The organism is Novosphingobium sp. KN65.2 (assembly GCF_001368935.1).
Lineage (GTDB): Bacteria > Pseudomonadota > Alphaproteobacteria > Sphingomonadales > Sphingomonadaceae > Novosphingobium > Novosphingobium mathurense.
The window spans coordinates 42391-63943 of record NZ_CCBH010000171.1 but is presented as its reverse complement, the minus strand read 5'-3'; the positions used below and the strand labels follow the sequence as shown (position 1 = coordinate 63943).

General features: G+C 65.2%; 20 protein-coding genes. 7 read left to right on the top strand and 13 right to left on the bottom strand.

The window, feature by feature from the left end; all coding sequences use genetic code 11:
- Positions 1 to 63 precede the first annotated feature (63 nt).
- The 3 genes from SPHV1_RS16965 to SPHV1_RS16955 all read right to left on the bottom strand — a co-directional run bounded on the left by SPHV1_RS16965 (position 64) and on the right by SPHV1_RS16955 (position 2418).
- Entirely contained in the window at positions 64 to 348 is a 285-nt protein-coding gene (locus SPHV1_RS16965; protein ID WP_054947224.1) for a hypothetical protein, read from the bottom strand.
- A 116-nt stretch (positions 349 to 464) separates the two neighbouring features.
- Complete coding sequence (locus tag SPHV1_RS16960) at positions 465 to 1184, bottom strand: ABC transporter ATP-binding protein (protein WP_054947214.1); 720 nt, start codon at positions 1182 to 1184, stop codon at positions 465 to 467.
- The gene (locus SPHV1_RS16955; RefSeq protein WP_054947213.1) at positions 1177 to 2418 is read right to left on the bottom strand and encodes a lipoprotein-releasing ABC transporter permease subunit; all 1242 of its coding nucleotides are present in this window, start codon (positions 2416 to 2418) and stop codon (positions 1177 to 1179) included. The genes SPHV1_RS16960 and SPHV1_RS16955 overlap by 8 nt, the downstream gene beginning before the upstream one ends.
- Positions 2419 to 2713: 295 nt before the next feature.
- On the opposite strand from SPHV1_RS16955, the gene purF reads away from it, so the two are divergent.
- The 3 genes from purF (at position 2714) to SPHV1_RS16940 (ending at position 5331) form a co-directional block, all read left to right on the top strand.
- On the top strand, positions 2714 to 4162 hold the full coding sequence (gene purF, locus SPHV1_RS16950) for an amidophosphoribosyltransferase (protein WP_054947212.1): 1449 nt from the start codon (positions 2714 to 2716) through the stop codon (positions 4160 to 4162).
- A gap of 8 nt (positions 4163 to 4170) precedes the next feature.
- Entirely contained in the window at positions 4171 to 4902 is a 732-nt protein-coding gene (locus SPHV1_RS16945; RefSeq protein WP_054947223.1) for an SDR family NAD(P)-dependent oxidoreductase, read from the top strand.
- Between the two features lie 84 nt (positions 4903 to 4986).
- Positions 4987 to 5331, top strand: a complete 345-nt coding sequence (locus tag SPHV1_RS16940) for a PilZ domain-containing protein (RefSeq protein ID WP_054947211.1) — start codon at positions 4987 to 4989, stop codon at positions 5329 to 5331.
- A 22-nt stretch (positions 5332 to 5353) separates the two neighbouring features.
- On the opposite strand, the gene SPHV1_RS16935 is transcribed toward SPHV1_RS16940, so the two are convergent.
- On the bottom strand, positions 5354 to 6661 hold the full coding sequence (locus SPHV1_RS16935; protein WP_054947210.1) for a cyclopropane-fatty-acyl-phospholipid synthase family protein: 1308 nt from the start codon (positions 6659 to 6661) through the stop codon (positions 5354 to 5356).
- Between the two features lie 55 nt (positions 6662 to 6716).
- Positions 6717 to 8135 carry a deoxyribodipyrimidine photo-lyase gene (locus SPHV1_RS16930; protein ID WP_231634717.1) on the bottom strand — a complete coding sequence of 473 codons (1419 nt, stop codon included), beginning with the start codon at positions 8133 to 8135 and terminating at the stop codon, positions 6717 to 6719.
- 20 nt (positions 8136 to 8155) lie between these two features.
- Here SPHV1_RS16930 and SPHV1_RS16925 point away from each other — a divergent pair, with 20 nt between their 5' ends.
- Complete coding sequence (locus tag SPHV1_RS16925; RefSeq protein WP_054947208.1) at positions 8156 to 8872, top strand: phosphatase PAP2 family protein; 717 nt, start codon at positions 8156 to 8158, stop codon at positions 8870 to 8872.
- A gap of 111 nt (positions 8873 to 8983) precedes the next feature.
- Here SPHV1_RS16925 and SPHV1_RS16920 read toward each other — a convergent pair whose 3' ends face one another.
- Positions 8984 to 10027, bottom strand: coding sequence for a 2-oxoacid:ferredoxin oxidoreductase subunit beta (locus SPHV1_RS16920; protein ID WP_054947207.1), 1044 nt, complete (start codon positions 10025 to 10027; stop codon positions 8984 to 8986).
- Between the two features lie 3 nt (positions 10028 to 10030).
- Positions 10031 to 11977, bottom strand: a complete 1947-nt coding sequence (locus SPHV1_RS16915) for a 2-oxoacid:acceptor oxidoreductase subunit alpha (RefSeq protein ID WP_054947222.1) — start codon at positions 11975 to 11977, stop codon at positions 10031 to 10033.
- A 250-nt stretch (positions 11978 to 12227) separates the two neighbouring features.
- On the opposite strand from SPHV1_RS16915, the gene SPHV1_RS16910 reads away from it, so the two are divergent.
- Positions 12228 to 12710 (top strand): RNA pyrophosphohydrolase, encoded by a 483-nt coding sequence (locus tag SPHV1_RS16910; protein ID WP_054947206.1) that lies wholly within the window; start codon positions 12228 to 12230, stop codon positions 12708 to 12710.
- A gap of 89 nt (positions 12711 to 12799) precedes the next feature.
- On the opposite strand, the gene SPHV1_RS16905 is transcribed toward SPHV1_RS16910, so the two are convergent.
- The 4 genes from SPHV1_RS16905 to SPHV1_RS16890 form a co-directional block, all read right to left on the bottom strand.
- A complete protein-coding gene (locus SPHV1_RS16905) occupies positions 12800 to 13342 on the bottom strand; it encodes a tetratricopeptide repeat protein (protein ID WP_054947205.1) in 543 nt (180 codons plus the stop codon).
- Between the two features lie 13 nt (positions 13343 to 13355).
- Entirely contained in the window at positions 13356 to 14528 is a 1173-nt protein-coding gene (locus SPHV1_RS16900; RefSeq protein WP_054947204.1) for an RsmB/NOP family class I SAM-dependent RNA methyltransferase, read from the bottom strand.
- Positions 14529 to 14538: 10 nt separating this feature from the next.
- The gene (gene guaB / locus SPHV1_RS16895) at positions 14539 to 15996 is read right to left on the bottom strand and encodes an IMP dehydrogenase (protein WP_054947203.1); all 1458 of its coding nucleotides are present in this window, start codon (positions 15994 to 15996) and stop codon (positions 14539 to 14541) included.
- Between the two features lie 105 nt (positions 15997 to 16101).
- Complete coding sequence (locus SPHV1_RS16890; protein ID WP_082431043.1) at positions 16102 to 17622, bottom strand: M20/M25/M40 family metallo-hydrolase; 1521 nt, start codon at positions 17620 to 17622, stop codon at positions 16102 to 16104.
- A gap of 229 nt (positions 17623 to 17851) precedes the next feature.
- On the opposite strand from SPHV1_RS16890, the gene SPHV1_RS16885 reads away from it, so the two are divergent.
- Together SPHV1_RS16885 and SPHV1_RS16880 are read left to right on the top strand one after the other, a co-directional pair.
- Positions 17852 to 18718, top strand: a complete 867-nt coding sequence (locus tag SPHV1_RS16885) for a neutral zinc metallopeptidase (protein ID WP_054947201.1) — start codon at positions 17852 to 17854, stop codon at positions 18716 to 18718.
- Between the two features lie 51 nt (positions 18719 to 18769).
- Positions 18770 to 19441, top strand: coding sequence for a hypothetical protein (locus SPHV1_RS16880; protein ID WP_054947200.1), 672 nt, complete (start codon positions 18770 to 18772; stop codon positions 19439 to 19441).
- Positions 19442 to 19474: 33 nt separating this feature from the next.
- On the opposite strand, the gene SPHV1_RS16875 is transcribed toward SPHV1_RS16880, so the two are convergent.
- Both SPHV1_RS16875 and SPHV1_RS16870 read right to left on the bottom strand, forming a co-directional pair.
- Positions 19475 to 21112 carry a M56 family metallopeptidase gene (locus tag SPHV1_RS16875; RefSeq protein WP_054947199.1) on the bottom strand — a complete coding sequence of 546 codons (1638 nt, stop codon included), beginning with the start codon at positions 21110 to 21112 and terminating at the stop codon, positions 19475 to 19477.
- Positions 21109 to 21507 (bottom strand): BlaI/MecI/CopY family transcriptional regulator, encoded by a 399-nt coding sequence (locus SPHV1_RS16870; RefSeq protein WP_054947198.1) that lies wholly within the window; start codon positions 21505 to 21507, stop codon positions 21109 to 21111. Before SPHV1_RS16870 ends, SPHV1_RS16875 begins: the two co-directional genes overlap by 4 nt.
- Positions 21508 to 21553 lie beyond the last annotated feature (46 nt).

Genomic DNA, 21553 nt, shown 5'->3' with positions numbered 1-21553 from the left:
CGGACGCCCATTCCACAGCAAGGCGAGGCCGGCAGTCAGCCGGCCTCAAGCCGTAACAGCAGATCAGTCGGGGCTTTTCGGGAAATCGGCGCGGCGGAAAAGCGCACGGATTTCGCCGATCGACAGGCGGTGATCGCCTTCCTTCTGGATGGCGTATTCATTCTGCTTTTCCGCAGGCAGATCCATCACGAAATCGATCAGCTGGGCCACGGTGCCGCGACGGATCGTCTTGAACCGGTGAAACAGACCGCCCCCATCGGCACATTTGTGCAATTCCGCCGAATCATTCCAGCCGAAACCGCGCGGCGCCTCCGGTTCACCCTGGATCGTGGAGGGAGTGTCGCTCATCTGCGTGGTCCTTTCGTTTTCCCTGTGGTTTTCGTTCAACTTGGGCATTGGCCGCAGCGAAATCAACGCAGATCCTTGCGGCGTCCTGCAATGATGCAGGCCCCGGAGTTGCAAGGCTATTGCAGCACACCGTCATGCAGCCGCACGACGCGGTCCATGCCCTGTGCCAGCCGTTCGTTGTGCGTGGCGACCAGAGCGGCGCTGCCCTGCCCGCGCACAAGGCGCAGGAACTGGTCGAAAACCTTGTCCGCAGTCGCCTCGTCGAGGTTGCCGGTCGGTTCGTCAGCCAGCACCAGCCGCGGCCGGTTGGCCAGGGCACGGGCCACCGCGACACGCTGCTGCTCACCGCCGGAAAGCTTGCTCGGGCGATGTTCAAGGCGTTGACCAAGACCGAGTGCGCCCAGCAGTTCGCGCGCGCGCTCCTCGCATTCCTCGCGCGGCTTGCCGGTGATCAGTTGCGGCAGCACGACATTCTCGATCGCGTTGAAATCGGGCAGCAGGTGGTGAAACTGGTAGACGAAGCCGATGTGGTCGCGCCGCACCCAGGCGCGTTCGTCCTTGCCCAGCTTGGAAGCATTGATCCCGGCGATCTCGATGTGGCCGCCAAAGCCCCCTTCGAGCAGACCGATTGCCTGCAGCATCGTCGACTTGCCCGAGCCCGACGGGCCCAGCAGCGCCACGATCTCTCCGGGACGGATCACCAGGTCGACGCCGCGCAGCACGTCGATGGTCACGCCGCCCTGCTCGAAGCTGCGGGTCAGTTTCTCGATGCGCACGACCGGGGCGCCGCGCTCGGCGCCGACGTGCGGTTCCTCGAGGTTCACCGGATCACTCATAACGCAGCACCTGCACGGGATCGGTGCTCGCCGCCTTGAAGGCCGGGTAGAGCGTGGCGAGGAAACTGAAGGCCAGCGCCATCAGGCAGATCACGGTTATCTCCACCGGATCGGAACGGGCCGGCAATTCGGTCAGGAAGCGGATCGAAGGGTCCCACAGGTTCTGTCCGGTCACGATTTCCACGAGGCGCACGATCGGCTGGCGGAAATAGAGGAAAACGAAGCCCAGGATCACGCCTGCCCCGGTGCCCAGTGCGCCGATGCAGAAGCCCGTCGTCACGAAGACCTTGAGCAGCGATTTTCGTGTCGCCCCCATCGTGCGCAGGATCGCGATGTCGCGCGTCTTCGCGCGCACCAGCATGATCAGCGAGGAAAGGATGTTGAACACCGCGACCAGCACGATGATCGAGAGCACGACGAACATCGCCACGCGCTCCACCGCCAGCGCTTCGAACAGCGAGGCGTTGATCGTCTTCCAGTCGGTAACGATGGCCTGCCCGGCGAGCTTGCGCTCCAGCGGAGCGAGAATCTGGTCGACGCGGTCGGGGTCGGTCGTGGTCACTTCGATCATGCCGATCGAATCGCCGGTCAGCAGCAGCGTCTGCGCGTCCTTCATCGGCATCACCACGAAGGCCTTGTCGTAGTCATAGACGCCGATCTCGAAGATCGCGGCAACCCGGTAGGCGATCTGGCGCGGCACGGTGCCGAACGGGGTCGAGCGCCCCTGCGGATTGATCACCGTGATCATGTCACCCACCTGCGCGCCCAGGTTTTGGGCAAGCTGCGAGCCGATCGCCACGTTGTTGCTGTCGGGCTGGAGCTGGCCGAGGCTGCCGGCCTTAACCTTGTCGCGCAGCCGGGCGATGTCCTGATCGGTGTTGCCGCGCACGAGGATCGCTTCGACGCGTCCGTTGAAACTGGCCAGCAGCGGCTGCTCGATCAGCGGCGTGGCGCGGGTGACGCCGGGCGTCTTGCGCACGTCCTCGAGCACGCTCTGCCAATTATCCAGCCGGCCGCCGTATGCCTGGATGATGGCGTGACCGTTCAGGCCCACGATCTTGTCGAACAGCTCTGCGCGAAAGCCGTTCATGACACTCATGACGATCACCAGCGCCGCAACGCCGAGCATGACGGCAGCCAGGCTGATGCCCGCGACGAGCGCGATGAAGCGCTCGCCCTTTCCGGGCAACATATAACGTTTGGCGATAGTCCATTCGAAGGAAGAAAGGATCAAGCGACGGGTCCGTCTGTGATCTGGTCAATGCGCAGCTGGCATTAAGGACATGAACAAGGGCTTGCAAGCCGCGGGCGAACTTGGCCGGGGACGCGATGCGACACCGGGTTTGTGCCCAACCGACAAGCCCGCTATGTGTTCCCTCGACGAGCGGGTCGTGGCGCCGTCATGACCCGGTCACGAAGCGCGCGCAGGAGGCAAAGCTGCACAAGCCTTTTCCATCCCCCTTGCAATTGCGGGCGATCCCCGCCAAATGCGCCGCAGATATTGACGCGCCAGCGGGCCGGACGACTCCATGAACCTAACTCACCCCTTTCGTGACGCCGACGGGGACAAGCTGCGCGAAGAGTGCGGCGTGTTCGGCGTGATCGGTGCCAAGGATGCGGCAAATGTTGCCGCAGCCGGGCTCCATTCCCTGCAGCACCGCGGCCAGGAGGCCGTGGGCATCACCAGTTTCAGCGGGACGGAGTTCCACTCCCACCGCGGCCTGGGCCATGTCGCCCAGGTCTTCTCGCAGAGGGAACTGGACACGCTGCCCGGCACCATGGCCTCGGGCCATGTGCGCTATTCGACGACCGGTGGATCGGGCCTGCGCAACGTGCAGCCGCTCTTCGCCGATCTCGCTGCGGGCGGCTTCTCGATCGCCCATAACGGCAACATTTCCAATGCGATGACGCTCAAGCGCGATCTCGTGTCGAAGGGGTCGATCTTCCAGTCGACCTCCGACACCGAGGTGATCATCCACCTCGTCGCGACCAGCCGTTACCCCACCCTGCTCGACCGCTTCATCGATGCCCTGCGCATGGTCGAGGGTGCCTATTCGCTGATCTGCATGACCTCCGAGGGCATGATTGCGTGCCGCGATCCGCTGGGCATCCGCCCGCTGGTCATGGGCCGTCTCGGCGATGCCACCGTGTTCGCTTCGGAAACCGTCGCCCTCGACGTGATCGGCGCGGAATTCACCCGCGCGGTCGAGCCGGGCGAACTGGTGCAGGTCGACCACAAGGGCACGATCTCCAGCCACCGTCCGTTCGGCAGCCCGGCCCCGCGCCCCTGCATCTTCGAACACGTCTATTTCAGCCGCCCCGATTCGGTGATGGATGGCCGCTCGGTCTACGGCGTGCGCAAACAGATCGGCGTCGAACTGGCCAAGGAAGCGCCGGCTCCTGCCGACATCGTGATCCCGGTGCCCGACAGCGGCGTCCCCGCCGCCATCGGCTATGCGCAGGAATCGGGCATTCCCTTCGAGCTGGGCATCATCCGTTCGCACTATGTCGGACGCACCTTCATCCAGCCGGGTGACGCTGCCCGCCATGCCGACGTGAAGCGCAAGCACAACGCCAACCGCGCCCTGGTGGAAGGCAAGCGCATCATCCTCATCGACGATTCGATCGTGCGCGGCACCACCTCGCTCAAGATCGTCGAAATGATGCGCGATGCCGGCGCTGCCGAAGTGCACATGCGCATCGCCAGCCCGCCGACCAGCCACTCGTGCTTCTATGGCGTTGACACGCCGGAACGTTCGAAGCTGCTCGCCGCGAAGATGGACATCCAGGCCATGGCCGAATTCATCAAGGCCGACAGCCTCGCCTTCGTGTCCATCGACGGCCTCTACCGCGCCGTCGGCGAAGCGAAGCGCAACAAGAAGTGCCCGCAGTTCTGCGACGCGTGCTTCTCCGGTGAATATCCGACCAAGCTGACCGACTTCACCGAACTTCGTCCGCAACAGCTTACGGCTGCGTGACCGACACGATGAGCGACACGGGAAGCGACAAGCCGTTCGAGGGGCAGATTGCGCTCGTCACCGGTGCCAGCCGCGGCATTGGCGCCGCCACCGCGCATGCTCTGGCTGCAGCGGGGGCGCATGTCGTGCTGACCGCGCGTGATACCAAGGCGCTCGAAGGTGTCGAGCAGGCGATCTTCGAAGCCGGCGGTTCGGCCACGATCGCTCCTGTCGATCTCGTGGAGCCCGACGGCATCGCCCGCCTCGCCACGGCAATCTCGCAGCGCTGGGGCAAGCTCGACATTCTCGTCGTCAATGCCGCGATCCTGCCGGAGCTGACTTCGGTGGCGGACATCGACCAGAAGGCTTTCAACAAGGCCCTGACGACCAACGTACTGGCTACCCAGGCGCTGATCGCCAATTTCGACCCGCTTCTGCGCAAAAGCGCCGATGCCCGGGTGATCGGCATGACCACCACGGTCGCAGGCCAGCCCCGTGCGTTCTGGGGCGCCTACGGGGCGTCAAAGGCCGCCTTCGAGGTCCTTCTGGACTGCTACGGCCAGGAAACCGCCAAGGTTTCGAAGGTCCGCGTCGCCATCGTCAATCCCGGAGCCACCCGCACCGCGATGCGCGCCCGCGCCTATCCCGGCGAAGCGCCCGCTTCGGTCAAGGCGCCCGAAGTGGTGGCCGACCGTCTGGTTGCGCTGCTTGGTGAACCGTTCCCTACGGGACATCGCGAGACCGTTAACCAGCCGGCTTAAGTCCCCGTTAACCCCTGCCTGCGATCTTTCGGAGTCATTCCGGGCATCTTGCCCGGTTTCCGGCTACGACAGGATTGCATCTCCATGGTAGGAACGGAACAGGACAAGTACGAGTTCGCCGCTCAGGAAGACCGCAGCGCACATCGCGTGAAGCTGACCATACCGGCCGGGCTCCGCCCGTCCGGGGGCCGCAGCTTCCAGACCGTCGTGCGCGATCTCTCCCTTTCCGGCTTCTCGGCCACGGCGGTCAGCCGCCTGCACCCCGGCACGCGCTGCTGGATCACCTTGCCGGGGATGGAATCGCTCTCGGCGAAAGTCATCTGGTGGGACAACGGCCTGACCGGCTGTGCCTTCGAGAACCTGCTGAGTCCGATCATTCTCGAGAATATCGTCTCGCGCTGGTCGGACGACCCGACCTACCGCAACTGACGGATCGGGAAACCGCGCCCGTTCAGCCGCGCTTGACCAGCGTGACTTGCGCGACGTCGATCCCGCCGCCGCGAAAGCCGCCCTCGCAATACATCAGGTAGAAGCGCCAGAGCCGCACGAAGCGCGCGTCGAAGCCGGACGGGAGCCGACCTTCCTCGACCGCCGCATCGAAATTGCGCCGCCATTCGCGCAAGGTCTTCGCATAGTCGAGACCGAAGCTGGTGCGGTCCTCCCACGAGAGCCCGCGTTCCTCGGCCAGCCGGTGGAATTCCGATTCCCGGATCAGCATGCCCCCGGGGAAGATGAAGGTCTGGATGAAGTCCGCGCTGCGCGCATAGCCTTCGAAGATCTCGTCGCGCATCGAGATAAGCTGGAGCCCGGCCCTGCCCCCGGCCTTGAGATTGCGCGCAATGCAGTCGAGGAAATCGGGCCAGTACTCGCGCCCCACCGCCTCGACCATCTCGACCGAAACGACCGCGTCGTACTGGCCGCCTTCGTCGCCAAGGCCGACATCGCGATAGTCCTGCTTGCGGAAATCGACGGTTCCGTTCTCGATCTCCCAGCGCCCGCGCGCATAGGCCAGCTGCTCGTCGGACAGGCTGATCGCATCGACGTGGACGGCCTCGTTCCCGGCCATGAAGGCCGCCAGGGTGCCCCAGCCGCAACCGATCTCCAACACCTTGTCGTCAGGCGCGAGATCGAGGCGCTCGACGATCGCTGCAACCTTGTTCGACTGCGCCATGTCGAGCCGGGTAACGAACTGGCTCAGCGCGTTTGGCCCGTCATCGGGTACCGCGAAGATGCCGCTCGAATAGAGCATCGTCTCGCCCAGCCACTCCTCGTAGAAGTCGTTTCCAAGGTCGTAGTGGGCATGGATGTTTCGCAGCGAACCGGTGCGGGTGTTGCGATGCAGCCAGTGGACCAGCCGCGTCAGCAACCGCCATGGGCCATGGGCGCGGCCCGAATTGCCAAGCGATACGGCATTGTCCATGAACAGCGCGAACAGCGGCACCGGATCGGGACTTTCCCACTCCCCCGCATCCCACGCCTGGTACCAGCCGACCGAACCGGCCGTCGCCAGGCGTAGGATCGCGCGCCACGAATTGATCTTCACGACGGCATCGAAGCCGGACTCGCGCCCGCCCAGCAAGCGCGTCTCGCCCGAGGGCAACGTGGTCAAGATGGAGCCGCGGTCGAGGCCGCGGTCGATCTCGTCGAGGACCCGTTTGACGCCGCCCGACCAGAGCCGGGCGAACCATTGCGGTCCCACGCCAATGGCGCGGCCGCCTTCCACGAGTTCCTCACCCCTCCCGGAAACTGGCGCGTTCATGTGTTTGATATGAACACAAACTCACGGCGGGGCAATCCATCAGCAACCTTTGCAGTCAGCCTTTTGCCTTCTCCCAGGCCGCCAGCGCCCGCTCCCGGGCAGCACGATGTTCGATAATCCGCGCCGGATAGCCCTTGGGCCGGTACATCGGCCCCGGATCGTGGACCTCGGCATCGGGCAGGTCCGCAAGTTCCGGCACCCATTCGCGGATATAGGCAGCCGCGTCGAATTTCTCCGACTGGGAGAGCGGCGCCATGATCCGCACGAACATGTTGGAATCGACGCCCGATCCGGCCGTCCACTGCCAGTTTACCGCGTTCGAGGCATAGTCGGCGTCGACCAGTGTATCCCAGAACCACCGCTCCCCTTCCTGCCAGTCGATCAGCAGGTGCTTGATGAGGAAACTGGCCGCGATCATCCGCACGCGGTTGTGCATCCAGCCGGTATGCCAGAGCTGGCGCATCCCGGCATCGACGATGGGGTAACCGGTCCTGCCCTTCTGCCAGGCGCGAAGATCCTCCTGCGCCTCCTTTCCGGAGCGCCAGGGGAAGTTGTCGAAGGTATCCCGTGCCGAACGGCTGCCATAGTCGGGAAACTGCAGGATTACGTTCTGCGCATAGTCGCGCCAGCCGATCTCGCCCAGGAAGGTGGCGACCGACCCGCCCGCCGACGCGGTTGCATGCCAGACCTGCGCCGGAGAAACTTCGCCGAAGTGCAGATGCCCAGACAGGAACGAAGTGCCCTCCACCGCCGGCAGGTTCCGCTGCCCTTCGTAGCGCGAGGCTTGATCGACAAAGGCGCGCAGGCGCTTCTTCGCGCTGTCCTCGCCCGGCTCCCACATGTCGCGCATGCCGCCCGCCCAGTCGGGCTGGGTCGGCAGCAAACCCCAGTCGTCGAGCGTATCGGATGCAGGCCAGCTATCGGGCGCTGCAATCTTCTGCGGCCGGCGCTGCGGTTCGGGCGGCGGCATACGCTCGCTCAGCGCCCGCCAGAACGGGGTGTAGATCTTGTAGGGGTTCCCAGAGCCCGTCGTGACCGTTCCGGGCGGGGCAAGATAGTTCCCGTGATGCAGATGCAGGGTCAGGCGCTTGCCGACGCCTTTCTCCGCATTGCGCCACCACGGCTCGTAATGGTGCAGGGCATGGACTTGGCTGGCGCCGGTCTCCTGCGCCAGCGCCGCCAGCACGTCCTCGCACTTGCCCTTGCGCAGGATCAGCCGCGAACCCTTTTCCCGCAAGGTAGCATCGAGGCTTTCCAGGCTGTAGTGCAGCCACCAGCGCGAAGCGCCGCCCATGGCCCGGTGCCTGGGCGTCTCGTCGTCGAGGACATAGACCGGCACGACCGGGCCCAGGGCAGCGGCTGCGGCCAGTGCCGCCTGGTCCGACAGCCGCAGGTCACGGCGAAACCAGACGATGACAGGAGGGTGAGAATTGGCTGACGATTGGGCTGACATGGGACCGGAACGCGATTGCATCAGAGACGTTCCTTGACCCTATGGTAGGCGCAGACAAATCCGCAAGCTTTCCGAGTTCCAGTTACCGGATCGATCCGCGGAAGGCACTGATCGCCGCAGGCCTGTGCTGGCTCGGCCTCGCGATGATGGTCTGGGCGGTCGAGACGGGACACATTACCGCGATCGACAAGGCCGGCCTGCTGTTCTGGCGTGACAGCGACTTGCGCCCGGTCGGGCCGACGCGCCTGCTCGAAGCGGTGCGCGACGTCACTGCCCTGGGTGGCACCCTGCTGCGCAACCTGTTCACGCTTTGCGCCGTCGTCGCCCTGCTCTTCCTGAAGCTGCGGCGCGAAGCCGCTTTGCTGGCCCTGACCGTAATCGGCGGCCTGATCGCGAACAGTACGGCCAAGATCCTGGTCGGCAGGCCAAGGCCGGAAATCGTGCCCCATCTCACCGAGGCCGGCGGGATGAGCTTTCCCAGCGGCCACAGCTTCAACTCCGCCGTCGTCTATATCGCCATGGCCCTTGCCTTCGCGGCGCTGAGCCCGCGGCAATCGGTACGCATGACGGTGATCGCTGGCGCCGTGCTGGCCAGCATGGCGATTGCCTGGAGCCGGGTCTGGCTTGGAGTCCATTGGCCGAGCGACGTCATCGCGGGATGGCTGGGCGGCGCAGGCTGGGCCTTCGCCGCCTCTGCCCTGCTCTATCGGCCCGCACAGATGACGGCCGATCGCCTGGAACACGCGGAGCGCGATTGAAATTGCGCCGCGCCAGGATTCGAAATTGGAGAAGTAGTCGCGGCACCCCTTCGGGGCCGCCCATGAGCGCGGGGTGAGAGCGGCCCTCGGGCCGCTCTCACCCCGGCGTCATCAGTCCATCAGCCCGTGCGCTGCGTCCTTTTCCTCGACGGTCCAGGTCTGGCCCTTCGAGAGCAGCTTGCCGAGGTTGGCAGTCTTGCCTTCGATCAGCTTCGCGCGTTCGGCCACGACTTCGCCTTCGAAGGTCGGACGCGGATCGTCGTAGATCACGCCCAGCGCCATCGGGAACGGACCGAAGGGCATTTCGACCAGCATGTGCGCAAGGCCACGGTTCTTCACGTTGTGAACCGCAACGTCGGCTGCCTGCCAGTCACCGTCGACGACATCTACGACCTTGAGGGTCAGCGTGTCATGATCGAGCGAAAGGCCCTTGGTACCCTTGGCGAAAAGCAGCGGCTCACCGTCGGTGCACCAGATCTGGTTCTCGGCTGCCACCCCCTTGGCGGTGAAGTCGTCGAAGCGATCCTTGTTGTAGACGATGCAGTTCTGGAAGATCTCGATGAAGGCCGCCCCCTTGTGGGCGTGGGCCGCCTTGAGCACTTCGGGCAGGTCCTTCGAGACGTCGTAACCGCGCGCCACGAAGCGAGCGCCCGAACCCAGCGCGAAGGCGCAGGGCAGTGCCGGCCGGTCGACCGAGCCGACCGGCGACGTCGGCGAGCTGGTGCCGACGCGGCTGGTGGGCGAGTACTGGCCCTTGGTCAGACCGTAGATCTCGTTGTTGAACAGCATGATCTGACAGTCGAGATTGCGGCGCAGCACGTGCATTGTGTGATTGCCGCCGATCGACATGCCGTCACCGTCGCCGGTGACCAGCCATACGTCGAGCTCGGGATTGGCGAGCTTGATGCCGGTGGCGAAGGCCGGGGCGCGGCCGTGGATCGTGTGGAAGCCGTAGCTTTCGACGTAGTACGGGAAGCGGCTGGAGCAGCCGATGCCCGAGACGAACACGGTGTTCTTCGGATCGGCGCCGATCATCGGAAGGGTGCGCTGCACGGCCTTGAGGATCGCGTAGTCGCCGCAGCCGGGGCACCAGCGGACTTCCTGATCGGATTCCCAGTCCTTGAGCGTGGTCTGGATGGGGGTCATGTCGTTCATGGCTCAGGCCTCCGGATTCGGGAGCTGGGTATCGTTGACGGGCACTTCGCCTTCGGCATGGCCGGGCACGCCATCGAAGAAGGATGCAATGGCTTCCTCGATCTCGGCGATGGCGAAAGGCTGGCCGCTGGTCTTGTTGAGCGGCACGGCATCGACCAGGAACTGGTCGCGCAGCACGGTCTTGAACTGGCCGGTGTTCATCTCGGGGACGAGCACCTTCTCGAAACCGGCAAGCAAGTCGCCCATGTTGGCCGGCAGCGGCCAGACGTGGCGGACGTGGATGTGGCTGACGTCGTAGCCCTTGCGGCGCGCACGACGCACCGCCTGGTGGATCGGACCGTAAGTCGAACCCCAGCCGACCACCGCAAGCCTGCCCTTCTCGTTGCCGAGGCAGACATCCTGTGCAGGCACGGCCGCGGCAATGCCATCGACCTTCGCCTTGCGCGCATCGGTCTGGGCCTGGTGCGTCGCGGGCGAATAGTCGAGGTCACCGGTGTCGATGGCCTTCTCGATGCCGCCGACGCGGTGCATCAGGTCGGCAGTGCCGGGCTTGATCCACGGACGCACACCACGCTCGTCCCGCTTGTAGGGAAGAACCTTGCCGTCCGGGTTGTTGGTGTCCTCGAGGAACTTGACCGGGAACGGTTCGAAGGTCGACGGATCGGGCACCAGCCACGGCTCCGAAGCATTGCCGATATAGCCGTCGGTCAGCAGCATGACCGGGGTCATGAACTGGGTGGCGATGCGGCAGGCCTCGATGGCGCACTCGAAGGCGTCGGCCGGCGAGCGGGCAGCGATAACCGGCAGCGGCGCGTCGCCATTGCGGCCGTAGACCGCCTGATAGAGGTCCGACTGCTCGGTCTTGGTCGGCAGGCCCGTCGAAGGACCGCCGCGCTGCGAGTTGACGATGACGAGCGGCAGCTCGGTCATGATCGCAAGGCCCATGGCCTCACCCTTGAGCGCGATGCCCGGGCCCGAGGACGAGGTGACGCCGAGCTGACCGGCATAGGATGCGCCGATGGCCGAGCAGATCGCAGCGATCTCGTCTTCCGCCTGGAAGGTGGTGACGCCGAATTCCTTCATCTTCACGAGGTTGTGAAGGATCGCCGAAGCCGGGGTGATCGGGTAGCCGCCGAAGAACATCGGCAGTTCCGCCAGCTGCGCACCGGCGACGAGGCCGAGCGAGACAGCTTCCGCGCCGGTAATCGTACGATAGAGGCCCGGTTCGGACGGCACCGGATCGATGTGCAGCTTCTTGAGCGGACCGGCCAGTTCGGCGGTTTCGCCATAGGCATGGCCGGCATTGAGCGCGGCGATGTTGGCATCGGCGAGGACCGGGTTCTTGGCGAACTTGGTCTTCAGCCAGTTCACCAGCGGCTCACGGTCGCGGTCGAACATCCACAGGGCCAGGCCCAGCGTCCACATGTTCTTGCAGCGCAGCGCTTCCTTGTTGCCAAGGCCGAACGGCTTCACCGCCTCGAGCGTCAGCGCCGAGATGTCGAAGGCGAGCACGTCCCACTTGGCGAGGCTGCCATCCTCGAGCGGGCTGGTCTCGTACTTCGCCTTGTCGAGGTTGCGCTTGGAGAACTCGCCGGTGTCGGCAATGACGAGACCGCCGGGCTTGAGCGCCTGGACATTGGTCTTCAGAGCGGCCGGGTTCATCGCCACGAGCACGTCGGGCGCGTCGCCCGCGGTCGTGATCTCGCTCGAACCGAAGTTGATCTGGAAAGCCGAGACGCCGAACAGCGTCCCCTGCGGTGCGCGAATTTCCGCCGGGAAGTCCGGGAAAGTCGCCAGATCGTTACCTGCCAGTGCGGTCGACAGCGTGAACTGACCGCCGGTGAGCTGCATACCATCGCCCGAGTCGCCAGCGAAGCGCACGACGACGGCTTCGGGCGATGCTTCCTGCACGGAAGCCGGCTTTTCCTGTTCGGCTGTAATTGATGCCATCATTTTCCTCTTCGGCTGCACGCCGGAACTGCTCTTGCCTCTGTGCACGTGGGCTTTCCGGGGCCCGGGTGCAATTTAGAAAATCTCTCAGGCGGACAAACCTGTCATTTCCGCAAGAGAACCATAAAAGACGCTAGTCAAGAGCATCGCCTTCGGTCATTCTCTGTTTCATGCGTTGCGCGGACCGGCTATTGCAGCATCCCTTCTCTCCCGCCGCATCCCCTCATAACCCACGGAATCCTTATTCTCGATGAACGATTTCTCGTCCCTGCCCTATCGCCCCTGCGTCGGCGTCATGCTCGTCAACGCTGACGGCAAAGTGTTCGTCGGCAAGCGGATCGACACCAAGGAAGGCGACTGGTGGCAGATGCCCCAGGGCGGCGTCGACGACGGCGAGGATCTGCGCGAAGCGGCCCTGCGCGAGCTTCACGAGGAAACCGGCGTAACGGAACGGCACGTGACGATCCTGAGCCGCACCAAGGAAGAACTGCTCTACGACCTGCCCGACGAACTGTTGGGCAAGCTCTGGAAGGGCAAGTACCGCGGCCAGCGCCAGCACTGGTTCCTCGCCCGCTTCGAGGGCAGCGATGAAGACGTCGATCTCGAGGCGCACAATCCGCCCGAATTCTGCGACTGGAAATGGGTCGAGGCCGCCCTGCTTCCGGACCTCATCGTGCCATTCAAGAAGCGCGTCTATCGCTCTGTCGTTGAAGAGTTTCGCGCGCTGATCTGAGCGCGCTCAACACGCACGCTCTCACCTGACATATTGGCGCACATCGGCCGTCATGCTGAAGACGTTTCAGCGTAACGGCCAGCATGCGATCAGTTTTCGCTGACGATGGGCTTGGGCGTCACGGCCTCGGCAGTGACCATGCGCGGGCTTGGCCCCTTGGCGATGGCCGCAGCGAGCTTTTCCGTGGCCGCGCAGGAATTGCCGCAAAGCGTTTCGAGCCGGGCGAGGTTGCGGGTCGCCTTTTCGGTCGCGCCCTTTTCGGCCAGCGCCATGCCTTCACCGGCAAGCGCATCGAGATTGCGCGGGTCGGAGGCCAGCACCATGCGATAGTAGTGCACGGCCTTGCCCTGCATGCCGGTGCGCCGGGTGGCTTCGGCCAGCGCGACCAGCACCGAGACATCGCCCGGTTCGACGGTCAGCGCCGCTTCATAGGCATCGATCGCGGCCTGCAGCTTTCCGGAAGAGACGGCGGCGCGTCCTTCGCTCATGAGCTTCGCGGCACGCGGATCGAGCGCCTCCGAGGGTTCGGAGAGGATGGCGCTGGAAGAAACGGCAACGAGAAGCGAAAGAGCAATGGCAGCGGGCGTGTAACGCATCAGCATGTCCTTGGCCGAGGGTTTCGTCCTCATCATGGGGATTACGCTATCATACGCAAGTCATACGTGCGACGAAAAAGCCGTCGGTCCCGTCATGATACGGTGAGAGGCGCAGGCCGGAGCCGCGCTCGGTTCCGGCGGCAAGCGCCGGGATGTCGGCCCGCCAACCGGGCTTGCGGGCCAGGAAGCCGCTCGCCTGATCGGCCCCTTCCTCGTCCAGCAGCGAGCAGGTCACGAAGACGAGGCGTCCACCGGGCCGGACCAGCCCCGCCGCAACATCGAGCAGGCGCGACTGGATCGCGACATAGCGTTCGAGCTGCCTGGACGTGAGACGCCAGCGCGCTTCCGGGTTGCGTCGCCAGGTGCCGGTTCCCGAACAGGGCGCATCGACAAGCACCGCATCGGCCTTGCCGTGCCAAGGCGCCAGCGCCTCGACCTCGCGGCCGGGATAGAGCAGGACGGTCTCGACCATCGTCACCCCCGCGCGTTCCGCCCGCGGAGCCAATCGCGACAGGCGCGTGCGGTCGGCGTCGCAGGCGATGAGCTTGCCCCGATTTTCCATCGCTGCCGCCAGCGCAAGGGTCTTGCCGCCGGCCCCGGCGCACAAGTCGATCACCGTCTCGCCCGGCTTTGCCGCTACCGCCTCGCAGGTCAGCTGCGATCCGGTGTCCTGCACCTCGATGGCACCCGCCACATAGGCATCGGACTGCTCGATGCGGGTTTCGGGCGGATAGCGCCAGCCATGCGCGGCGACGGTCCGCTCGCCGCCCTGAGGCAGGGCCACGCGCCCTGCCCGCAGCGTATTGACGCGAACGTCGAGCGGCGCGCGGTCGAGCAAAGAAGCCGCGTCGTCTGGCATCACCCCGCTGGCAGCAAGGCGATCCTGCAACCAGCCGGGCGCGATCCCGCCTTCGGCCCTTGGCTCATCCGGTTCGACAGGCGCCGGGGCATGGCGCGATCCGTCGAACAGGGAGGCGATGACGGGGTCCTCGGCTGCGACACGCAACATCGCCGCGCGGCCGGTCTCGGGCACTTCGCCGCAGGCCCTGATCGCCCGGTAGGCCAGCTCGCGCACGGCCCTGCGGTCCTTGCTGCCGGCAAAGCGGCGCGCACGGAACCAGTCGGCGATCAGCCGGTCGGCAGGCGCGCCATTGGCGCGCGCGGCGGCAATCACGAGATCGAGGATCTCGATCGCGGCCTGAACGCGGGCGGCGGGCGTCATCGCCCGCCCCTCAACGCGACGGGTAGTTCGGCGCCTCGCGGGTGATGGTGACGTCGTGGACGTGGCTCTCGCGCAGGCCGGCATTGGTGATGCGCACGAACTGCGCGTTCTTGCGCATGTCCTCGATGGTGGCCGAACCGGTGTAGCCCATGGCAGCCTTCACACCGCCCACGAGCTGGTGGATGACATCCTTGGCCGGGCCCTTGAAGGCCACCTGACCCTCGATGCCTTCGGGCACGAGCTTCATCTGGTCCTTGATATCGCCCTGGAAATAGCGGTCCGCCGATCCGCGACCCATCGCGCCGACCGAGCCCATGCCACGGTACGACTTGTAGGCGCGTCCCTGATACAGGAACGTCTCGCCCGGGGCTTCCTCGGTACCGGCCAGCATCGAGCCGACCATGATCGTCGAGGCACCGGCGGCAAGCGCCTTGGCCGCATCGCCAGAAGTACGCAGACCGCCATCGGCGATGACCGGGACGCCCGACTTGTCGGCTTCCTCTGCGGCATCCATGATCGCGGTCAGCTGCGGCACGCCGACACCGGCGACGACGCGGGTGGTGCAGATCGAGCCGGGGCCGATACCGACCTTCACGCAGTCCGCACCGGCATCGATCAGCGCACGGGCCGCTTCGGCCGTGGCGATGTTGCCGGCAATGACCTGTGCCGAGTTCGACAGCTTCTTCACGCGCTCGACGGCCAGCGCGACGTCCCTGTTGTGGCCATGCGCGGTGTCGATCACGACGACATCGCATTCAGCGGCTAGCAGCGCCTCGGTGCGCTCGAAGCCCTTGTCGCCCACGGTCGTTGCCGCAGCAACGCGCAGGCGGCCGGCGGCGTCCTTGGTGGCGTCGGGATACGTGACGGCCTTCTCGATGTCCTTGACCGTGATCAGGCCGACGCAATGGAAGGAATCGTCGACGACCAGCAGCTTTTCGATGCGGCGGTGGTGAAGCAGGCGGCGCGCCTCTTCCTGCGAAACGCCGACCTGAACCGTCGCGAGGTTCTCATGGGTCATGAGCTCGCGGACCGGCTGGTTCGGGTTGTCGGCGAAGCGCACGTCGCGGTTGGTCAGTATGCCGACCAGCTTGCCCGGACCTTCGACGACCGGGATGCCGCTGATGCGGTTGGCAAGCATGATCGCCTGTGCCTCGCCAAGCGTCGCATCGGGCGAAATCGTGATCGGGTTGACCACCATGCCGCTTTCGAAGCGCTTGACCGCGCGGACCGCGGCACACTGTTCCTCGATCGTGAGGTTGCGGTGAAGAACGCCGATGCCGCCCATCTGCGCCATGACGATCGCCATGTCGGCTTCGGTAACGGTATCCATCGCCGAGGAAATGACCGGGATGTTGAGACCGATTTCGCGGGTGAGACGCGTGCGGGTATCGGCCTGGGTCGGGACGATGTCGGACTTTGCCGGACGCAGCAGGACGTCGTCGAAAGTAAGTCCGAGCTGGATTTCCATGTGTGCCACCATGCCTTGTGCGGGGGAGAATCGTGGCGGCCCATGTAATCAAAGGTGCCCAATTGGGCTAGTGCCTGATTTCGCCAAGGTGGCACGGATTGCCGGTCAACCGGCACCGGGCTCCACCGGCACCTTGCGCAGATCCCCGAACCAGCGACCGAGCGCAGTCAGCATCTTCACGTCCTGGACGGCCCCGCCCAGTTCGATGGGATGCGAAAGATCGTCGCTAGGTCTATGATAATCCCCGTCGAAAAAGGCGCGCATCCGGTCGATGTCGCCATAGGCGGTGGTCACCATGACAGTGGGAATGTCATGCTGCAGCAGGGCCCAACCGTCCTGACGCTTGACGAATTCGTTGGCGTCGTCGTTGTCCCGCAGGCGAAATTTCTCTGCCTTCGCGACCTTGGCGATATCCGCATCGAGCGCGGTCATCCCGCGCCCGACAATGGCGAAGGGCGTGCCCTTGGGGGCAATGGCAACCGAATCGATGTTGAAGGCCGCAACGATCCGGGTGAGCGGGAGCGGCGGATTCTCGGCGAAGGCATGGGCGCCCAGCAGGCCCAGTTCCTCTGCCGTCGTTGCCAGGAAATAGACATCGCGGTCGAGCGGCTGGCCCCGGGCAAGACGGCGTGCCACTTCTGTCATCGCCGCAACCCCGCTGGCATTGTCGACCGCGCCATTGCAGATCCGGTCCTCCGAGGTCGGCTCGCCGCATTCGCCGAAGTGATCCCAGTGCGCCACGTAGAGCACGGCGCCGGCCTCGGGATGGCGTCCGGGCAGCTTGCCGATCAGGTTGTGCGTATGGATCGTGGTTTCGCGCGTCGTCGCCTCGAGCGAGGCTGTCAGGTCGAGGGTGATCGACGCGAAGTCTTCCGCATCGGCCAGTTTCTCCAGCCCTTCGAGGCTTTGCGAAGTACCCTTGAGCAGGGTCGTCATGTCTTCGCGGGTGATGAATGCCTCAAGGTCACCGCCGATCGCATCGTCGGACAGTGCGTAACCGGAGCGCTTGCGACGCGCGGCGACCTGCTCGAGGCTGCGATCGCCGTCGAGCACGGTCAGCACTGCCGAGGCGCCAAGTGCCAGCAGTTCGTTCTGCCGCTCGCTGTCGGGGCGGCTGCCGTCGAGGATCACCGCGATCCGGCCCGCCAGTTCGTTGCGGGTAAACGCGTCGCCACGCACCCGGCCGACGAAAAGCAGCGGCGCATTGCGCACGAGGCTGCGATGACCCGAGGTCAGCACCAGCACGTTGTGCGGCGAAATGGCGGTGCGATAGCCCTTGCGCTGGAAAGTCGCGTTGGAGGCTGCCGGTTCGCGCGCAACGAGCGTGACCGGCATGAACCATTCGTTGCCCGGATCGTTTGTTCCGGAAACGAGGCCGATGTCGAACCACTGCCTCGCGATGTAGCGCAAGGTCTTCGCCTCGCCCTCGGTACCCGGCTCGCGTCCGTCGAAATCGTCGCTGGCGAGCACCTTGATCTGGGCGAGAAGTTGGGCCTGGATCTCGCGGTCGACCCGCGAGCTTGCAGCGAGTGCGGGGACAGGCGCGGACGCAAAAGCAACGAAAAGCAGGCCAAGAGCGATAGCCCTGATCGTTCGCATCGAACCTGTCACTGGACCCCAATTCATTGCTGCTCTTCTATACGACGTAAATTCCGCAAGTCTCAGAAAACTTCGCGATCCCAGTCGTTTTTGCCCGTCCAGGGGCCACAGCGTTGCAGCAGTGCCGCACGCACGGGAGGGAACCGACGGCAGGCAATTCAATTTCACTTTCGATAGCAGTCCGGATAGGCAGGTTCGATCCTGCCGGTCCGGTGCCCGGCTGGATGGCGTAACGGGCGGGAAAGGATAACAAATCATGCGGCTGAACCGGTTCGATCCTGCAAATATCAAGGTCCGCCGGGGCGGTGGCGGCGGCTTTCCCGGTGGCGGTGGAGCCAAGCTGGGTTGCGGCTCGATTGTCCTCGTCCTGATCGGCGCTTTCGTCTTCGGGCTCGATCCGGCGCAGATGCTCGGCACCATTAGCGAAGTGCAGCAACAGCAGCAGCCTTCGACAGACAGCCGCGCGGCCCCGGGCGATGCCACCGCGATCTGCGAAGCCAATGCCTATTCGCTGGAAGCGTGCAACGCGCTCGATTCGCTAAACCGGACATGGCAGCCGCTGTTCGCGCAGGCGAACATCCCGTTCGACCAGCCGACGCTCAACTTCTTCACCGGCGGCACCCGAACCGGCTGCGGCGCGGCGCAAAGCGCAATGGGACCATTCTATTGCCCGGCCGACCGGGGCATCTACATCGACATCTCCTTCTACGACCAGCTCGACCGCCAGCTCGGCGCGCGCGGCGACTTCGCCCGCTACTACGTGATCGCCCATGAATACGGTCACCATGTGCAGAGCCTGCTCGGCCTCGACCGGAAGGTTCGCAGCGCGCAGCAGCAGAACCCCTCACAGGCGAATGCCCTGTCGGTGCGCATGGAACTGCAGGCGGACTGCTACGCGGGCGTCTGGGCCGGCAAGCATGCCGACCTGATCGAACCGGGCGACATGGAGGAAGGCATGACCGCCGCCAGCGCCATCGGTGACGATGCCCTGATGCAAGGGGCGGGCCGCTCGGTCAGCCCGGAGAGTTTCACCCACGGCAGCAGCGTCCAGCGCATGAAGTGGTTGCGGCGCGGGATCGAGACCGGGAACGAGGACGCCTGCGATACGTTCAATCAGCAGTAGGGGAGACGGCTGGGCCCGGTCTCCCGCGCGGAACTGGCCTGGAGGATTGAAGTGCTCAGATCGTGTTTCCTGGTAACCGTGGCCGCCGCGCTCTCGCTCGGCCATGCAGAGGCTCGCAGCCAGGACAAGCCGATCACGGACAGCGACCCCGACGTCATGGACGTGGCCAAGACGCCCACCACCGACCTCAACATCACCAAGGAAGAAATTCCGCCCATCCTGATCGAGGCGATCGACAAGCCCTACGACCTGACAGACCTTGGCAGGTGCAAGCAGCTGATTGCCGCGGTGGAGCGGCTCGACGCGATCCTCGGACCCGACATGGACCTGCCGCAGGAGGCCCGCGACCGGGTCAGCGCCGGTCGCGTCGCCAAGTGGGTGGTCAGCTCATTCATTCCTTTCCGCGGGCTGATCCGCGAACTGTCAGGCGCCAATGCCCAGGAGCGCGCCGTGCGCACCGCCATCCAGGCGGGCCTCGCCCGTCGCGGCTTCCTCAAGGGAGTCGGCGCGCAGCGCGGCTGCGCCTACCCCGCCTCACCCGCAACGCCCAAGGTGATCAACGCCTATCTCGCCCAGAACGAGAAGGATGATGACAAGAAGGACGACGACAGGAAGGCGCAGGAAGAGCGCAAGGATGAGGAAAAGCAGGACGACAAGGCGCAGGAGACGACAAGCGCCGGCGTTCCCATCGTTTCCGAACCGGTCGTCCAGAAGATTCCCTGATCAAACGCGAGAGCTTGCCCTGCCCGGCCCGGATCAGCTCTTGCTCACACCCATACCCCTGCGCGCCCGCTCGATTTCCCGGTCGAGGTCGAGCAGGATCTCGCTGCGCACATCTTCCTTGATGGTGCGGTCGGTGACGACTGCCGCGCGGGCGGACTGGAGCGACTTGATCACGGCCTTGTGAATGCCCTTCGGCTCACCCGCACAGATCCGGAGGGACCTGCTCTGGCCGTTCGCCTCTTCATCCCGCGGACTGTCGGCAGGGCAGGTTTCATCGATGACCATTTCCCTGGTCAGGACGTTCCGGCCATTTTCGTCCTTCGTCACGATGCGGATGTGGCGGACCTTGCCATCGGGCGAGACAGTCTCGCTCACTTGCGGGGCGCGGGTCAACGCCCGTGCGGCACTGCGCTCGACTTCGGCTGCGCGCCGTTCGGCCTCGGCAGCCCAACGCTCGGCATCGGCGGCGTGGCGTTCCACTTCGGCTTCGGCACGATGCAGTTCGGCTTCCTGCCGAGCCTCGGCCACGGCTGACGGCGGGGCCGGAGGAGCCGGGGGTTCAGGCGGTACCGTCACGTTGCCCGTTCCGTGCACATCGGAAACCGAAGGCGGCTCGGGCGCCTGTTGCGGTTCCGGCGGGACGGGAGGCGCCGGCGGTTCCGGCGATTCGGGAATCTCGGGCTCTTCCATCGCTGCATAGCTGACCGTCGCCGTCATCGGCACGGCCACGAGCGATACGGCGAAGAGGCTTCGCGCCAGCACGCGGCGGGCCGGCGAAATATCGTCGCAGGCCAGAGCCTTGAGGCGGTGAATGATCGGCTTGTCGCCACCCAGCGGCCCGGCGATCGGAGCCGCCAGCGTGAGGCGCGAGCCAGCGGCATAGGAAGCAATGAGCCTGCCATAACGCGCCCGAGTCTTGCGATCGCAACCGGCCATGACCCGCGCATCGCACGCCGCCTCCTGATCGCCGCGCAGCGCCCGCCATGCCGCCCATGCCAGCGGGTTGAACCAATGGAGCGCGAAAAGCGGCTGGACAGCGATAATCGCGATCAGGTCGTTGCCCGCGTGATGCTCCAGTTCATGGGCAATCGCGAAGTCGGAACTTTCGGAGTCCGTCTCGGCCAGAAACCCGGTCGGCAAAGCGACGACCTTGTCGAAGATGCCGAAGGCGAGCGGCGCGCCGGCGGCCGGGCTCTCTAAGATGCGCACGCCTTCGGCCTGCGCCACCTGTCGTGCCCCCGCCAGCAATTCGCGCCGCATGGACGCATAGCTCCAGGCACGCCAGCACAGGAATACGGCAGCACCGCCAAGCCAGAGCGCAATCAGCATACCGGCCCAGGGCACTTGCGCCAGAAGGCCGGGATCGGCCGCTGCCACAACGGGAACTGCCGTGGTGGAAGGACCCTGCCCCGCCGAAATCTCCGCAAGCTCCACCGAGGCCGGAGCCACGATCATCGCACTCGCCACGATCGGCTCAATCGTCACTTCGGGCCGCGGCAGCAGGCCCTGCGGCAGAGCCAGCGGTGGCAATAGAAAGCGCACCATCGGCAGCGCCCAGAGCGCGTAGGCCGCCGCCGGACCGAACCAGCGCCCGACCGGGCGGCGAACCACGAGCACCAGCGCCATCAGCACACCGGTCATCACAAGCGTATCGGTGAGCCACGCGATCATGACTTGAGCTCCTTCAGCAGGGCCTCGATCTCGGCAATGTCATCTTCCGTCAGTGCTTCGTTCTGCGCAAGATGGGCGAAGAGCGGAGCCGCGCGTCCGCCGAACAGGCGGTCAACGAGGCGGCGGCTTTCAGTCCCGACATAAGCTTCGCGCGCCATTTTCGGTGAATACAGGAAGCGCTTGCCGTCCGGCTCGGTAGCGACGGCCTGCTTGGCGACAAGACGCGAGAGAAGCGTCTTGACCGTCGCAAGGCTCCAGCCGCGCGGACCGCAGACTTCTTCGCAGACTTCCTGGGCGGTGAGCGGGCTGCGTTCCCACAGCGCCTCCATCACCGCATGCTCGGCTTCCGAGATGCGCTCGGGCTGCACGGACTCGTCGGACACCCTCACCTCCATCGTTTACAGATGTAATCGATTACGTCTGTAAACATGAACGCCGGAT

Coding starts and splice junctions, on each gene's coding strand:
- SPHV1_RS16965 (WP_054947224.1), bottom strand. CDS start 348: ATGAGCGACACTCCCTCCACGATCCAGGGTGAACCGGAGGCGCCGCGC.
- SPHV1_RS16960 (WP_054947214.1), bottom strand. CDS start 1,184: ATGAGTGATCCGGTGAACCTCGAGGAACCGCACGTCGGCGCCGAGCGC.
- purF (WP_054947212.1), top strand. CDS start 2,714: ATGAACCTAACTCACCCCTTTCGTGACGCCGACGGGGACAAGCTGCGC.
- SPHV1_RS16945 (WP_054947223.1), top strand. CDS start 4,171: ATGAGCGACACGGGAAGCGACAAGCCGTTCGAGGGGCAGATTGCGCTC.
- SPHV1_RS16940 (WP_054947211.1), top strand. CDS start 4,987: ATGGTAGGAACGGAACAGGACAAGTACGAGTTCGCCGCTCAGGAAGAC.
- SPHV1_RS16935 (WP_054947210.1), bottom strand. CDS start 6,661: ATGAACGCGCCAGTTTCCGGGAGGGGTGAGGAACTCGTGGAAGGCGGC.
- SPHV1_RS16930 (WP_231634717.1), bottom strand. CDS start 8,135: ATGCAATCGCGTTCCGGTCCCATGTCAGCCCAATCGTCAGCCAATTCT.
- SPHV1_RS16925 (WP_054947208.1), top strand. CDS start 8,156: ATGGTAGGCGCAGACAAATCCGCAAGCTTTCCGAGTTCCAGTTACCGG.
- SPHV1_RS16920 (WP_054947207.1), bottom strand. CDS start 10,027: ATGAACGACATGACCCCCATCCAGACCACGCTCAAGGACTGGGAATCC.
- SPHV1_RS16915 (WP_054947222.1), bottom strand. CDS start 11,977: ATGGCATCAATTACAGCCGAACAGGAAAAGCCGGCTTCCGTGCAGGAA.
- SPHV1_RS16910 (WP_054947206.1), top strand. CDS start 12,228: ATGAACGATTTCTCGTCCCTGCCCTATCGCCCCTGCGTCGGCGTCATG.
- SPHV1_RS16905 (WP_054947205.1), bottom strand. CDS start 13,342: ATGATGAGGACGAAACCCTCGGCCAAGGACATGCTGATGCGTTACACG.
- SPHV1_RS16900 (WP_054947204.1), bottom strand. CDS start 14,528: ATGACGCCCGCCGCCCGCGTTCAGGCCGCGATCGAGATCCTCGATCTC.
- guaB (WP_054947203.1), bottom strand. CDS start 15,996: ATGGAAATCCAGCTCGGACTTACTTTCGACGACGTCCTGCTGCGTCCG.
- SPHV1_RS16890 (WP_082431043.1), bottom strand. CDS start 17,622: ATGAATTGGGGTCCAGTGACAGGTTCGATGCGAACGATCAGGGCTATC.
- SPHV1_RS16885 (WP_054947201.1), top strand. CDS start 17,852: ATGCGGCTGAACCGGTTCGATCCTGCAAATATCAAGGTCCGCCGGGGC.
- SPHV1_RS16875 (WP_054947199.1), bottom strand. CDS start 21,112: ATGATCGCGTGGCTCACCGATACGCTTGTGATGACCGGTGTGCTGATG.
- SPHV1_RS16870 (WP_054947198.1), bottom strand. CDS start 21,507: ATGGAGGTGAGGGTGTCCGACGAGTCCGTGCAGCCCGAGCGCATCTCG.